The organism is Amniculibacterium sp. G2-70, assembly GCF_014353055.1.
GTDB classification, from domain to species: Bacteria; Bacteroidota; Bacteroidia; order Flavobacteriales; family Weeksellaceae; genus Amniculibacterium; species Amniculibacterium aquaticum.
Window position 1 is genome coordinate 2,731,564 of record NZ_CP060698.1, and the last position, 15,216, is coordinate 2,746,779.

Consider the following 15,216-nt stretch of genomic DNA (forward strand, 5'->3'; position numbering starts at 1 on the left):
GGAGGTATCGTTTTTGGTAAAAAGAAAGAAATAGTAGTAACACAATAAATCTCCGTCCTTGACGGGCTCTATATGTAACTGTGCGATCTTATTCCTACAGGTCTTATGCTCCTAAGTGGTTTTATTTGCGGATTATTTATTTGTTACAATTTTTTCATGTACCTAGAGTTTTTTTTTATTGAATTTTCCAAATGTTTTTCAAGAGTTTGTAGTACAGGTGTTCTCGTTCGCTAACGATTTGATCTGCTTTTATTAAAGCTTTAGCAAAGTGGATGAAGGATTTTCTTTCATCGGCTGTCGAATCGTCTAAAAAACAATGGGCATGAAATTCGAAATGATCTTTCCAATCCTCTTGTTGCAGTGTGGCAATCACTTCCAATTCATTGTCCAAGTTGATCTGAAAAGGAAATTCCTCGCTTAGATATTGGTGTATTTTTTTTCCTTCTTCTGGCGAAAAATGACCGTCAACAGAAGATAGAATCATTAGCAAATGGTATCCTGCGATGGATTTGTTGGATTTTTGTAACATGATATTTGGGATGTAAGTGAAGTAAATGTACGATTATTTGGACAAATAGTCAGCGGCAGGAAGCTTGTCCACAATGGTTCCGTTTTTCAAAATCAAAACAAAAGGATTGCTTCTGGCGATGGTTTTGGTTGCTGTTGCGTCCATAATTGCTTTGTTGATGGTTTTAAAGATATTCGGATCTGTAGATATGCCCATTACAAAAGCCTCTTTTTCGGCTTTAGCTTTGGCCTCTAATTTTGCAATCATTTTAGGATCTACTTTTTCCGGAGCATACGAAAAGATCAGTACAGCCTTTGGCGCTTGGATGATTTGGTCGGTAAAGTTCTGTCCAGAAGCGTCTTCAATATTAAATTTGCTGATTTCAGATTTGTATCCTTCGTGCGTAAGTTTAGAAATGTCTTTTCCTTCCACAATTTCCCAAGGAGTCCCTTCTTTCCAATATTCTTCCAGATTGACATAGTCGTCTTGGTTTACGATCTTTTCTTCTTTCGTTTTGTTGTTTTTAAGGGTGTAAAAAGTTTTGTATTCGGATGGATTTTTTGCTATTTTTTCCTTTTCAACTTTCAGATTGGTACCGATTTTATAATCTCTAAAATCGATCATTGGCTCGTTACAAATTCCATAACCCATGATGGATGCAGAAGCAAATGTGGATAATAACAATGCTATTTTTTGAAATTTATTAACCTGAATTTTCTGACTGAACGATTTTTTATAGCCCAACCAAAGCAAGATGAGTCCAAGTAAAAGGAAAATGTCTTTGTAAAAACTTTGCCAAGGTGTAAATTTTATGGCATCACCAAAGCATCCACAATCCGTAACTTTGTTGAAATAAGCCGAGTAAAATGTCAAAAATGCAAAGAAAATACAAAGTGCAATCAGTAAAGCCAGACTTTCTTTAATCTTAATTTTCAACAACAACATCAATCCTAATAGCAGCTCGAAAGCCACTACAAAAATAGCAATGGGCAAGGCTTGTTTTTCAAAAAAAGGCAGGTTGAATACGCTTGCAGAAAAATATTCTTCTAGTTTAAACGAAAAGCCTACAACATCTACAGCTTTTACAAAACCAGAGGCAATAAAAATAAGGGCAACAACAATTCTCAGGAGGTTTACAAAAATCATTTTATACAAGTTTGTGTTTTACAGTTTTTAGGATTGGTTTTCTTCAACAATTTTTATCAGGCAGAAAACCGCATAGTTCAACATGTCATAGTAGTTGGCATCCAAGCCTTCGGAGACCAAAGTTTTACCTTGGTTATCTTCTATCTGTTTGGTTCTCAGTACTTTTTGGTAGATAAGGTCGGTGATGGATGTGGTTCTCATTTCTCTCCAAGCTTCGCCGTAGTCGTGGTTTTTTCTTTCCATCAGGGCTTTTGCTTCTTGGGCAAAGAAATCATAATTTTTTAAGGTTTCCTCTTTGTTTTCGTACAAACTTTCAGAGGTTCCTTTTTCCAATTGTATCAGTCCAATGATGGCATAATTGACAATGGCAATAAAGCAATCTTTTTCATTTTCGTCTTCAATTTTTTGTTCAGATTTGGTTTGCAAGGTCACCAATCGCTTTATTTTTATGTAGATTTGGTCGGTAACAGAACTGCTTCTAAGGATTCTGAATGCAGATCCGTAGTCTTCGTATTTTTTAGAGAAAAGATTTCTACATTCGGAAATCGCTTTGTCGTACTGTATGTTGGTTTTAATCATGATAATTTTCTAAAAAGCTCAAAGATAATGAATTTGATGAGAATTTTGTTTGAATTATTTCAGAAGTTAATCGTGATTTTTTTTAGATAAATTTTGATTTTCCTTGAGATCTCAATCTCTAGAATCTGTATAAATCTTATTTTTGTTCCATGAAATCACAAGAAACCATCTTTACACTGAATACTCAAGGGACAATACAACTTTTGGAACGCCCCAAAATAATGGGAATACTGAATGTTACACCAGATTCCTTTTCGGATGGTGGTCAATTTTTCAGCATTAAAAATGCAATTTTGCATGTAGAGAAATTGATTTCTGAAGGTGCCGATATCATCGATATTGGTGCTCAATCGACCCGACCAAACGCCGAGTTTATTTCAGCCAAACAAGAAATCGATAGACTTGGGAAAATCATTATGCATATTAAAAAAGAATTTCCCAAAACTGTAATTTCTTTGGATACTTTTTATGCAGATGTTGTTCGTTTTGCAGCTGCTGAAGGGGTGGATGTGGTCAATGATATTTCTGGTGGACAGTACGATGCAGAAATGTTGAAAACCGTTGCTGATTTGGGTTTGCCCTATGTTTTGATGCATGTGAACGAACGGTATTCTGAAATGCACGATAAAAAAATAGACGGCGATGTTATACCAGAACTCAATCGTTATTTTTCAAAAAAAATAAACCAATTGTATGATTTAGGGATAAAAGATATAGTCTTGGATCCGGGAATAGGCTTTGGGAAAACCATTTCCCAAAATCATCAAATCTTGGACGAGCTCCATTTGATAAATTTTGGAAAATCCCCAGTGTTGGTGGGGATTTCCAGAAAATCGTTTATCTACAAACCTTTGGGTAAGTTGCCAACTGAAATTGTTGAAGAAACCCAAAAACTGCATTTGAAAGCCTTAGAGAATGGGGCAAATATCCTCAGGGTCCATGATGTGGCAGCTACGAAACAGACCGTTGATGCTTATCTGAAATTTAGTTAAGTTGCGCCATTTTGTCGGCATATTCTTTGGCAAAAAGTTTACGATCTTCTTCCAATTTTTCAATGTTGGTGGGTAGGGTATAACCAAAAAGAACTTTGTTTTCTTCGTCTAAAAAAAGTAGTTCTTTCTCCTTTCCATCAATCATTTGAGAGAAAATTTCCCACATCGAGGCATCTTTTAATTTCAACAATTCAAAAAAATCTTTGGCTTTTATTTCTATGGTTTGCATCTTAAAATCCGAGTAATTTAAATTTAATTTGGATGGCAAAGTTATGCTTAAAATCCGAACTGGCATAATGACCCACACGGTAGAAAAAGCCGATGTTGTATTGTGTTGCTAGAAAATTATTCCATTCCAGACCCACTTCCTGGTACAGATGATCCAGCTTTTCAAAGTCGAATTGATGGATTTTCGTGTCCTTCATATCGCCAATAATCCCTCTGTAAACCAAATCAAAGCTGGAAATGTTTTTCCCAAATGTTCGGAAATACCATGGTATTCTGTGGGTAATGTAGGTGCCCACAAATTTGTCATTAAAATATTTTCCGCCTTCCATGGTGGCAAAACCAAGATAAGATGTCAAGTTGTAGTTCAGTTGGTTGTTTCCATTTCCCAATCCGTTCATCATAAATTTGTGCCAAATAGGAGCATTTCCCGTTGTGAAACCGCCGTATAAACGAATGCCCGATGTGCCGATTTTGGTTTTGAATTGGTGCACCAATAAGGCATCCCAACGGCTGTAGTTCAGTTCACCACCAAATAAGTTTAGACCTTGCTCATAATTCAGGTAGAAATCGGGATAATTTTCCTCAAAGGTGAATTTTCCTGATGGGGTCATGATGTTTTTGGATTTTGGAGCATATTTTAAAGTGACCATGGTGGAAAAATTCTGAAAATTCTGTCCCAAATTATTGAAGTTATAGGCAAATAAAGCCTCTTCATTTTGTTTTTTTGAAGAAACATTTAAAGTAATTCCGTTGGTAATGTCGTGTTCATAAGCCATTTTGAAGCCTTTGTATCGGAAAAAACGATTGTTGTTCAGATCTACTTCAGAGTTCATAAGGCCCATTTTCATGTTCCAAAGATTTTCGTTAAACCTCCCTGCTGCAATGACATCATCAAAATATTCGACACGGAAAAAAGCATTTCTTTTCAGAGAAGTTTTCACATCAACACCCACTCCGTATTTCCATTGAGAATCTCGGAAACCATAGCCGACATAGGCATCGGGTGAAATGTAAGGATGGAATTTTTCGTTTAGTTTTACAGCCAAAGTGGTTCTAAATCCTTCATGCAGATTGAATTTTAATATTTTTGGAATGTCAAAATCAAACATGCCCAATCGTAATTTTCCTTTGACAAAACCAGAAAGTAAGCCTATTTTCTGATCGATTTTGTACTTTTTTCCAACGCTGTCAATTTTTTCATAAGTGGTCAGTTCTCTTTGGCTTAGACTATCGGTTCTGTATTGGTCCAACAATTTACCGTTGGCATTTCTTACCTCCAAACTGTAGCCTTCAAAATCCTTTTCTCTATTGGTTAATGGGGTGGTAAAGTCGAAATAATCGGACTTCATGTAGGCATAATTTCCAAATGATTTGGGCTTTCTCTTGGGTGAGTTTTCAGTTTTTTCTTCGGCTTTCTTATTTGAGTCATTGAAAACGGTATTTCCCAGTCGAATCTTTAAATTCTCCGATTGCAAAAACCATTTTCCGTTGTGCAAAGTCCAAGTACTGGAAATGTACCCTTCGTTTTTGATTTTGGAGTTGTGCTCAATTTTTTTGATGCCGTAGGTTGCAGCATCAATGTACAGGAAGCCTGTAAATTTTCGTCTGTTGTTTTTATCTTTGTAACTTGCCGGCCTGAATTTGATTACATAAGTCTTTCTTCCATCAATATCCAGCGAATCGGTAAGGAAAAAACGGTACAATTTTCTGTTTTCTTCTTTGATCTCTCTTGGGACTCTGTTTCGGTTGCTTCGCAGCGTCATCATCTCGTACAAAGGTTGGTTAAGGCCGGAAACGCGATTGTCCAATACCAAAGTTTTTTCCCCTTTTTTCTTAGACCAAAGAAATTCCATGGCTCTTTCCCAAATAAAAAGTTTGCTGTCTTGTAACAAATGCATGAACTGAATGCCCTCCAACGAGTCTTTTTTCTTATTTTTATTTTGGTTGATGTTGGGTTTCAAGGATTTTAGAGAGTCCAATCGGTTGTTGGTAAACTGTTTGAAGCTTGCAATACTGTCCTGATCAAAATCCATCGAGATTTTTTCATACGCTTTGAAGGAATAAGAGTCCAAAGACTTGGGTGAATTTTCATCGTAGTGATTGTTTACTTTTTTTAGCAAAGCAATGGCACGAGGATCGTTTTTGTCGGCAATGGTAACCGTTTCTATCGCCTTTTGTTTGGGATCATCCACGGTAAGTTGTACTTTCATGTTTTTTTCGACAAAGCTTTCTTCATCATAAAATCCAAGTGCTTTTATTTGAATTTTTTTGCATTTGGTACTGAACTTTAATTCGCCCTTGTCATCGGTTTTTCCTAAAAATTTATCCACACAATAGATGGAAGCACCTTTTATGGGCTTGTTATCCAAGCGACTGACCGAAATGGTGTTTTGAGCGAAAAAAAGAGAAGGAATAAAAATAAAGATCAATAAAGCAGCAAATTTTCTCATGGTTTTTGTATAATCAGTCAAAAATAACAATAAAATTGAAACTTTTTTATGAATGTTGAAAATAAAACACAATCATTCGGTTTATCTTTGGTACTATTTGAATCTATAAATGATTATAAAGGCTAAACTTGCAATTTTTTTGTTAATTTTAAATAAAAATATTATTATTGTGTTGAATGGTCTTATATCCATACAAAACAACAGAATTATGAAAGCAAAAAACCTTTATATTGTACTTTTGTCGTGTGTCTTTTCTACTTGGAATGGTCAAGGCAAAGCCTCTTTTGATTCTTCAATTAATGAGAGATCCCAAGCGGTAAATTCAACAGAAATTGAAGCGACTTTGCCCGAAATAAACAGAGAGTTTAGAGGTGTTTGGATATCTACGGTAGCCAATATCAATTGGCCGTCTAAAAACAATCTGTCGGTTGCACAACAAAAAGAAGAAGCCATAAAAATGTTGGATCTTGTACAAAATGCCAACTTTAATGTGGTGATTTTGCAAGCCAGACCTTCTGCAGATGCCTTGTATAAAAGTAGCTTAGAGCCTTGGTCTTATTTCTTAACAGGCGAAACCGGCAAAGTACCTTTTCCTTTTTATGACCCTTTAGAATTTTGGATTTCCGAAGCCCATAAAAGAGGACTGGAACTCCATGTTTGGATGAATCCTTTCCGTGCAAGTCATTCTACAGGAGGACCGGTAACCGCGCAATCCATGGTGAAGAAAATGCCCAACCAAGTGGTGAGATTAAAAAATGGAATGTATTGGTTTGATCCTGCCGATATCGAAACTCAAAACCATGTATCGAAAGTGGTGAAGGAAATTCTGAAAAATTATGATGTCGATGGCATCCACTTCGATGATTATTTCTATCCTTACAAAGAATACAACGGTGGTGCCGATTTTCCGGATTACAAATCGTGGTCGGCGTATCAAAAATCGGGCGGACAACTTTCTAGACCCGATTGGAGAAGAGACCAGGTCAATCGCTTTGTAAAGCGAATTTATACCGAAATAAAAACCGATAAAAACAATGTGAAATTTGGAATTTCTCCGTTCGGAATTTGGAAACCCGGCTTCCCAGAAGGCATCACGGGAAGTTCGCAATACGATGAACTTTTTGCCGATGCCAAACTTTGGCTGAATGAAGGTTGGGTCGATTATTTTGCACCACAATTGTACTGGAAAATTGGAGGCCTCCAAGATTTTGAAGCTTTATTAAAATGGTGGCAACAAGAAAATAAAAAAAACAGACACCTTTTTCCCGGTCTGAATACGGTAGGATTGAAGAATGTTTTGGATAAACCCAAAGAGATCATCAACCAAATATTAATTGACCGAAAAATTGAAGAAAAAGATAAGGGGGTTATCCATTGGAGTATTGCCGGAATTACGAAAAGCAATGCCATGTTAGAAGCCCTGAAGTCGGTGTACCGTGAAAAAGCCATAGTTCCCGCTTCTCCTTGGTTGAAATCTGAAATCCAAACAAAACCGAGCATCTATTTGTTGACGGACGGCGATCGATTAAAAATTAATTGGATGACAAAAAAACAGCAAATAGTAAAACAATGGGTCTTGTTTCTGAAATACGGAAACGAATGGAAACAAGAAATCCTAATTCCAGAAACCTCCAATCGCTTGGTTGATGTGAAGTGGAACGGCAATAAGCTCAATACGGTAGCCTTGAAATACATTGATCCTCAGGGTAACGAGTCGCCTGCAGAAATTAGGAAAATGAATTGATGTTTTTTCCTTTTTTAGTTCAAACTTCCGAAATAAAATAGAATTTCGTACGGATAAAAATGGATTCAGATCAGATCTGAATCCATTTTTTTTATTTTTATTAGGAAATAAGTATTAATTTTAATCTGTAAAGAAGTTGATTTTTGTTCTAAATATAATTGGTTTTGCTTAAAAATAGAATATACAAACTGCTGTTTTTATTATTGATATTCCTTCAGTGGAAGGTCAGTGCTCAACATGCATCGTATCTGGAAACCATAACGGAAAAGGAAGGCTTACCGTCCAATTATATTTTTTCCATTACACAAGACGATACAGGAGTTATGTGGTTGGGTACGGATAAAGGTTTGGTAAAATACGATAATCATAAATATACAGTTTACGACAGCGATTCTGGATTACCGGGAAATTATGTAAATGTTGTTCAGTCTCTTGGAGGAAAGGGATTGTTATTGGAAATATCAGAAAAAGGGAAATATTATTTTGATATCCACAAAGAAAAAATTACTTCAGAATATAAGAGTTTAAGAAATAAATATTCAATATTCAATATCAAAAAATCATTACAAGATTCTAATTATCAGATTGTTGGCTTTTTGAATTCAACGATGGCCTGTGCAATCCATAAAGATCATCCAGAAAAACTTATTGAACTTAAATCTAAAGCATCTTCATCCGACCCCGATAAAATTAATTATTATTTAGAAACTAAAAATGGTTTACTTTTTTTAGCAAATTCGGATTATTTAAAGTCTCAACCTCTATTTTCAGACAGGAATTATCAGTATCAGTACCAATACGGAAAAGGAATTGTTCGTTATAAAAATGGAAAAATTGTAGATTTCCTAAACGAGAATACGGGTTTGGGGAGCAATTTGGTTTCTTCTTCATACCAAATGGCCAATGGAGATCTTTATTTTCCAACGCTCGGTAGTGGCTTGACCGTCATTAAAAAAAACAACCAAAGATCGGTTTTTGAGTTTGAGAAATTAAATCCAAAAGCAGTGGGCTACCAAGACGGTCAGTATTTTATACTTTCCGATGGTTTTTTGTATATTCTGAATGAAAAAAAAGTAGTGAAGAAAGTCTTTCTAAACAAAGATGCTCTTACATTTTCTTTGTTTGGTGATGAATTTTATTTGGGTTCTTTTACCGGATTTACAAAATATCATTTTCAAAACAATCAATTGAAAAAGTTGTCTCATCTTCCTTTGACATCGGGGATTTCAAAAATAATTAAGGCAAACAATAGCGTTGTATTTTCTTGTTATGGGAGCGGATTTTATTCTGAACAAAACGGGAAATTCGTACAGCAGTCAACGCCGTATTTTAATAATATCGAAAATTTATTTCAAATAGAAGGAGGTAATTTGGTCTTTACTTCACAAGAATCCGGTTTTACCATTTTGGATAAGAACCGAAAGATTATTGGACATTTCAACAAAAAAAACGGTTTGCCCAGCAACAACATCCAATATGCATTTGGTGAAAAAGATACCCTGTGGATAGGCTCCAAAAAAGGACTGACCGCTGTAGTTCAAGATAAAATTTATCGTTCTTTTCAAGAGGCTCAAGGATTTGTCGGTACCAAAGTGTTTTGCATTTTCAAATCTTCCAACGATCAACTTTGGGTGATTTCGGATCGTATGATGATGAAAAAAGTGGGGAACCAACTACAGCCTCTGGGAAATATAAATTTATTGGATGGCAAAAATCCAATAAAGTACTGTTACTTTTCTTCAGAAAGGCAAGAATTGTTGTTGGCTATGAAAAATAGCATTTCCGTTATTAAAATTAAAGACATTAAGCCGAACGAACATCCCGAAGCCCCGAAACTGGAAACGATATTACTAAATGGTGAAAATGTAGAAAAAGAAAATTTCCTAAATCTAAAGGCCGATAACTATACTACAGAATTGTTTTTTGCATCGGTTGATAAAAATCCGCTTTCCAAAACCACCTATTATTATCGGGTAAACCAAAGCGAATGGAGGCCTTTTATTGAAGCCAATTTCCTTAGATTTCATCATTTGGATCAGGGAGAATATATTTTAAATTTCAAAACCATGAATGCCGATGGTTACGAGAATGTCATGCCTCAATCTTTGGTTTTGAAGGTCAATGAACATTTTTATCAGAATCTTTGGTTCATTCTGGGTTTGATCCTTTTTTTAGGCTCCATCACGGGTTGGTTTTTTTATGATATTAAAAGCAGAAAGCTTCAAAAAATGCATCAAGAAATGATGTTCGAAAGTAAATTGGAATCGGAGAGAAGACGCATCAGCAGGGATCTTCATGATAATATTGGCGCGTACACCACCAGTCTTATTTCTAAAGTAGATCAATTGCAAACCTCAAAAATAAAAAGTAAAAGCAGCAAGTTGGAAGAAATTCGCGAAAATGCCACTTACATCCTCAGTCTATTACGACAGACCATTTGGGTACTTTCCTTAAAAGATACCAGTGTCGAAAGTCTATACGATTATTTTAAAAATTATATTTATAAAATTATAGGCACTGAAAGTCCAATAAAAGTTGATTTTGTTGATGAAATAGAAAACGATAAACCGTTGGATTCCTCGAAAGCCATTGAGTTGTTTAGAATTTTGCAAGAAAGTTTTCAGAATATTTTAAAACATGCACAAGCCGATACCGTAGTCGTTACGGTAAAAAGTTCCGAAATTATCTCAATCACGGTAGAAGACAATGGTAAAGGCTTTGATGCAGAGCTTGTAAAAACAGGAAACGGTCTGCAAAACATGAAAGATAGGGCTCAGGAAATAGGGTTTTCAATAGAGATATTATCCAACAGTAAAGGAACGAAAATTTGTATTTTGGAAAATGAAAAATGCGTAAAATAGCTTAGTGTGTATGCAGTCGAGGATCTGTAAATTTGTTAAAAATTCATAGTTATGATTAGGGTAGCCATTGTGGACGATAATGCAGTCAATAGGAAAACCATAAAGGACAAACTTTTGCCTTATAGCGATATCCATTTGGCCTTCGAAGCTCATAATGGAGAAGATTTTTTTGTGCAGCTGGATGAATTTCCAAAAAATCAACATCCACAAGTGGTTCTAATGGATCTAGAAATGCCTAAATTGGATGGGATTTCTACCATTTCTTTAGCCTCAGTTCGGTATCCGGAAATGAAGTTTATCGTACTCACCATTTTTGAAGATAATGACAAAATATTTGAAGCCATAAAAGCTGGTGCTAGTGGTTATTTGCTAAAAGAAGACAAGGCTGTAAACATCGTAGAGGCCATAACCAATGTCGTGATGTTCGACGGTATCCCCATGAGTCCCGCCATCGCAAGACGAGCAATGAAGCTGCTTTCGGAATCTACCCCGCCTGAGAAAAAAATAGAAAAGACCTCGGATTATCAACTGAGTGATAGAGAAATGGAAATACTAAAAGAAATTGTAAAAGGTCATAATCCAAAAGAAATTGGTGAGAAGCTCTTTATTAGTCCCAATACGGTTCGAACCCATGTCAATAATATTTATAAAAAACTCCACCTCAATTCCAGAAGCCAAATTATCAATTTGGCTCATAAAAACAAATGGATATAGTTTTTTATATTCTTTTTGAAGTCAATTTCTTTTTGAAGTTGACTTTTTTATTTTTCACATTTTGACAAGTATATAATACGCTTTTTTGCGTATTGACATATAAAACGATCTTTTCTCAAATTTGATGAAAATTCTTTTTGATCAATATTCAAAATAAATTAATTCAAAAAATTTGTATAAACAACTAAACACAATTAACATGAGAACACAACAACTTTTAACAAGATTATTTGTTACAGCAATGCTTTTGGTAGGTGTAAATACCATGAAAGCAAACAATGTATCGATTACCGGAACAGCAGTGACCGGTAGCACACTCAGCTTTAATATCAGTTGGGAAAATTCTTGGTATGCCAGTGCAGCACCGGCCAATTGGGATGCTGTTTGGGTATTTGTAAAATACCAAGATTGCAATACCAAACTTTGGGCACATGCCAATCTGAGCACTACAGCCAACGATTTTAGTGCCGGAACTCCTTTACAAGTCGATCCTGTATCCGATGGAAAAGGAGTTTTTGTAAGACGGAGTGCAGTTGGTGGTGGAAACATTTCCAATGTTGCGGTTTCGTTAAAACTTAATATTCCTGCAGGTACTTACAACTACAAAGTTTATGGTATTGAAATGGTCAATGTACCACAAGCCAGTTTTCATCTAGGAGATGCAGTGGGTGGATACGGGTTTACACCACTTACGGTAGATGCCAATGCACAAAGTAATGGACTTACTACTGCTCAACTTGGTTCATATTCTGCAGATTTGCAACCTACTTTTCCCATGGGATACGATTCTTTTTATTGTATGAAATATGAAATTACCCAAGAACAATATGCCGATTTCTTGAACTCTCTTACTTTTACACAACAAAAAAACAGAGTCACAGGTGATCCAATATCTACTGCAGGTACTTATGTTACTTGGCCTACCTATTCCTACAGAAACGGTTTAGCTATTGTTACTCCGGGCAACAACGGAGCAATTCCAGCCGTTTTTGGTTGCGATGGCACTGCAGGAACTCCTAACGGTTCCAACGACGGGCAAAATATCGCCATGAACTCTATGTCTTGGGCAGATCTTGCTTCATATTTGGATTGGGCAGCACTAAGGCCAATGACCGAAATGGAATTTGAAAAAGTATGCAGAGGAACTTTACCAAGAGTAGATGGAGAATACATTTGGGGATCTACTGAAATTACACAAAGTACGAGTAGTAGCATTACCAATGCAAAAATGAGTAATGAAATTTCATCAGTTACTGTTAATAATGGAATGTGTAATTATGGAACAAATACCACAGCTATTAATTACGGACCTACAAGAGTTGGAATGTTTGCAACAGGTTCTTCCGGAAGACTCTCTGCGGGTGCTGCTTTTTACGGTGCAATGGAAATGGGAGGTAATCTAGGAGAAAGAACAATCGCTGTTAATGTAACCGGGAAAAATTTTATTGGTGAATTAGGAGATGGTACTATTAGCTCCACCGGTTTTGCAGATGTAGCAACCTGGCCTTCTAATTCAACGGCCTCTGGGGTGATTATGAGAGGCGGTGATTATTTAAATGCGGCGGTTTATGTTAGAACTTCAGACAGATCTTTTCTCTTTAACGACTCTTCTGCAAGAAGTTATAATGCCGGAGGTAGAGGGGTTAGATAACATTTTTTTTAGATGTATTTTATCTTGTTAAAGATAAAATTGTATAAAATAATAATCATAAAAATCTAAAAAAGATGAAACCAACTTATCAATATATAGTTGCATTCATTGTCTTTTTGGTCACTCACATTCCTATTTACTCCCAATACAATGGAGGTATTGCAGACGGTTCTTCTCTCAATATTTTGGGTCAGGTAACTTGCTCTACGCCTGGACATTATTATACCTATATGGGAGGGAGTGCAGATGGGAATTCTGTGGATACCAAGATGTATGCAATTTGTGACACGCCACCAGGCTCTTATGCCTATCTGGGTGGTGTTGGAGATGGAAGTACAGTGCATGGGGTTAGTTACCACTCTTGTGGTTTAGCTCCAGGTGCTTATGCTTATCTCGGTGGAATAGGTGATGGAAGTGGCTTAGAAACAAAATCGTTTGTAGTCTGTGCTTATCCACCACAATTCTATACCTATTTTGGAGGTAATTCTGATGGGGCTGTTGCGGATACAAAAGTGTATTGTACACCAACACCTCCAGTTGCTAACTTTACAGCTGCACCTACAGAAATTTGTGTAAACCAAACGGTGCAATTTACAGATGCATCTACCAATGCTGTAGCTTGGGAATGGACATTTACAGGTGGGACTGTTGTTGCACCATCAACATTGAATAGCCAGAATCCTGTGGTTAAATATACAACTGCAGGCACCTATGCGGTTAGCCTAAAAGCAATTAATCAAGATGGCGAAAATACCGTAACGAAAACGGCCTACATTAAAGTAAATGCAACTGCATCTATCTCTGGAACAAGTCCTAATTCTAGATGTGGGGCAGGATCGGTTACCCTAAGTGCAACACCTAATTCGGGAACTGTAAAATGGTACGATGCAGCAACTGGCGGTACATTGCTTTTCACCGGCAACTCTTTTACAACGCCAAGCATATCTACTACAACTACTTATTATGCTGAAGCATTTAATGGATGTACTGCTTCTACAAGAACGCCTGTTGTAGCCACCGTTAATACCGTACCAACCCTTACAGCTGCAAATGTAGAAAGATGTGGTCCAGGTGTTATTACCCTAACTGCTAACCCAAGTACCGGAACGGTAAAATGGTATGATGCAGCAACGGGTGGTACAGAATTAGGTACAGGAACTACTTATACTACTCCTGGTTTAACTGCGACTACAATTTATTATGCAGAAACTACTTCAGCCCAAGGTTGTACCTCTACAAGAATTGCTGTGGATGCTGTGATAAAACCGATACCAACCATAACATCAACTACTCCAGCTTCCAGATGCGGAACTGGACAATTGACTCTTCAAGCTTCATCCGATATGGGAACTCTTAGTTGGTATGATGCCGCTACTGGTGGTAATTTAATTCATACGGGAAATTCCTTCCTTGTGAATACCAGTGCTACAGTTACTTATTGGGTTGAGGCCGGCTTGAACGGATGTATTTCTAATAGAGTTGCGGTAACTGCTACCATCAATGATGTGCCAACCGTTACTTCTACAACTCCGGCGAGTGTTTGCGTTTCTGGAAGTATGACGATAAGTGCAACCGCTTCATCTGGAAATATAAAATGGTATGATGCACCTACGGGAGGTAATTTATTAGGAAGTGGAAATAACTTTGCTACTCCAGTATTGAGCAGTACCACAGTATATTATGCAGAAGCAGATAATGGAACTTGTAGTTCTGTAAGAAGTTCTGTTGTTGCAGAAGTTAAACAGACTTCTCCACCTGTAGTTAGCAGTTCTATTAATTTCTGTATAGGTGATGTATTGAACAATACTCCAATTGTGGGGAATACGATCACATGGTACGATCAAGCAACCAATGGTAATGTTGTACCTGGAAGTACATTGCTTACCAATGGCACAACTTACTATGCGACACAAACTGTGAACGGTTGTGAAAGTAGCAGAGTTGCGGTCACCTTTGCCCAATCTACAGGTTGTCTGGGTGCTAATGATGTTCGGGATACTAAAGTTTTGGATATCACCGTTTATCCTGTGCCTGTTGTTGATTACCTTAATGTAGTTTCGCCAGAAGAGATTACAAAAATAGAAATCTATAGTTTGAGTGGACAAAAAGTGGTGTCTAAAACTGTGGAGAGTAAAAAAACGGAGATTGATTTCCAATCGTATCCGGCTGCTGGTTATTTGCTAAGAGTATTTACAAAAGACAGAGTGAAAGATGTGAAAATCATTAAAAAGTAAAAATTAGTCATTTTATAAAATTTAAACAGATTCTAAAAAAATCCGCTTCCTAAAAAATTAGGGAGTGGATTTTGTTTTGGGAACTTGCCCTAGCCCCGATTGCAGCGGC

11 protein-coding genes are annotated in these 15,216 nt (G+C 36.6%); 6 read left to right on the forward strand and 5 right to left on the reverse strand.

Going from position 1 to position 15,216, the window contains the following annotated elements; all coding sequences use genetic code 11:
* Window positions 1-175: 175 nt before the first annotated feature.
* The 3 genes from H9Q20_RS12715 to H9Q20_RS12725 are packed head-to-tail and all read right to left on the reverse strand — an operon-like array spanning window position 176 to window position 2,233.
* Window positions 176-529, reverse strand: coding sequence for a TerB family tellurite resistance protein (locus H9Q20_RS12715; RefSeq protein WP_124641864.1), 354 nt, complete (start codon window positions 527-529; stop codon window positions 176-178).
* Between the two features lie 33 nt (window positions 530-562).
* Window positions 563-1,651, reverse strand: coding sequence for a BT_3928 family protein (locus tag H9Q20_RS12720; RefSeq protein WP_124641900.1), 1,089 nt, complete (start codon window positions 1,649-1,651; stop codon window positions 563-565).
* A 30-nt stretch (window positions 1,652-1,681) separates the two neighbouring features.
* Window positions 1,682-2,233 (reverse strand): DUF1599 domain-containing protein, encoded by a 552-nt coding sequence (locus H9Q20_RS12725; RefSeq protein WP_124641866.1) that lies wholly within the window; start codon window positions 2,231-2,233, stop codon window positions 1,682-1,684.
* 149 nt (window positions 2,234-2,382) lie between these two features.
* On the opposite strand from H9Q20_RS12725, the gene folP reads away from it, so the two are divergent.
* Window positions 2,383-3,225, forward strand: a complete 843-nt coding sequence (folP, locus tag H9Q20_RS12730; protein ID WP_124641868.1) for a dihydropteroate synthase — start codon at window positions 2,383-2,385, stop codon at window positions 3,223-3,225.
* Here folP and H9Q20_RS12735 read toward each other — a convergent pair.
* Entirely contained in the window at window positions 3,218-3,454 is a 237-nt protein-coding gene (locus H9Q20_RS12735) for a hypothetical protein (protein WP_124641870.1), read from the reverse strand. The two genes, folP and H9Q20_RS12735, sit on opposite strands and share 8 nt — an antisense overlap.
* Window position 3,455: 1 nt before the next feature.
* Window positions 3,456-5,903, reverse strand: a complete 2,448-nt coding sequence (locus H9Q20_RS12740) for a DUF5686 family protein (RefSeq protein ID WP_187477970.1) — start codon at window positions 5,901-5,903, stop codon at window positions 3,456-3,458.
* A gap of 208 nt (window positions 5,904-6,111) precedes the next feature.
* On the opposite strand from H9Q20_RS12740, the gene H9Q20_RS12745 reads away from it, so the two are divergent.
* From H9Q20_RS12745 to H9Q20_RS12765, 5 genes are all read left to right on the forward strand, one after another.
* Entirely contained in the window at window positions 6,112-7,647 is a 1,536-nt protein-coding gene (locus H9Q20_RS12745; protein WP_187477971.1) for a glycoside hydrolase family 10 protein, read from the forward strand.
* A gap of 164 nt (window positions 7,648-7,811) precedes the next feature.
* Window positions 7,812-10,508, forward strand: a complete 2,697-nt coding sequence (locus tag H9Q20_RS12750; protein ID WP_187477972.1) for a two-component regulator propeller domain-containing protein — start codon at window positions 7,812-7,814, stop codon at window positions 10,506-10,508.
* A 51-nt stretch (window positions 10,509-10,559) separates the two neighbouring features.
* Window positions 10,560-11,222: a LuxR C-terminal-related transcriptional regulator gene (locus H9Q20_RS12755; protein ID WP_124641878.1), complete on the forward strand. Its 663-nt coding sequence runs from the start codon at window positions 10,560-10,562 to the stop codon at window positions 11,220-11,222.
* A gap of 199 nt (window positions 11,223-11,421) precedes the next feature.
* The gene (locus H9Q20_RS12760; RefSeq protein WP_124641880.1) at window positions 11,422-12,873 is read left to right on the forward strand and encodes an SUMF1/EgtB/PvdO family nonheme iron enzyme; all 1,452 of its coding nucleotides are present in this window, start codon (window positions 11,422-11,424) and stop codon (window positions 12,871-12,873) included.
* 74 nt (window positions 12,874-12,947) lie between these two features.
* The gene (locus H9Q20_RS12765; protein WP_187477973.1) at window positions 12,948-15,107 is read left to right on the forward strand and encodes a T9SS type A sorting domain-containing protein; all 2,160 of its coding nucleotides are present in this window, start codon (window positions 12,948-12,950) and stop codon (window positions 15,105-15,107) included.
* Window positions 15,108-15,216 lie beyond the last annotated feature (109 nt).

Coding starts and splice junctions, on each gene's coding strand:
- H9Q20_RS12715 (WP_124641864.1), bottom strand. CDS start 529: ATGTTACAAAAATCCAACAAATCCATCGCAGGATACCATTTGCTAATG.
- H9Q20_RS12725 (WP_124641866.1), bottom strand. CDS start 2,233: ATGATTAAAACCAACATACAGTACGACAAAGCGATTTCCGAATGTAGA.
- folP (WP_124641868.1), top strand. CDS start 2,383: ATGAAATCACAAGAAACCATCTTTACACTGAATACTCAAGGGACAATA.
- H9Q20_RS12735 (WP_124641870.1), bottom strand. CDS start 3,454: ATGCAAACCATAGAAATAAAAGCCAAAGATTTTTTTGAATTGTTGAAA.
- H9Q20_RS12740 (WP_187477970.1), bottom strand. CDS start 5,903: ATGAGAAAATTTGCTGCTTTATTGATCTTTATTTTTATTCCTTCTCTT.
- H9Q20_RS12745 (WP_187477971.1), top strand. CDS start 6,112: ATGAAAGCAAAAAACCTTTATATTGTACTTTTGTCGTGTGTCTTTTCT.
- H9Q20_RS12755 (WP_124641878.1), top strand. CDS start 10,560: ATGATTAGGGTAGCCATTGTGGACGATAATGCAGTCAATAGGAAAACC.
- H9Q20_RS12760 (WP_124641880.1), top strand. CDS start 11,422: ATGAGAACACAACAACTTTTAACAAGATTATTTGTTACAGCAATGCTT.
- H9Q20_RS12765 (WP_187477973.1), top strand. CDS start 12,948: ATGAAACCAACTTATCAATATATAGTTGCATTCATTGTCTTTTTGGTC.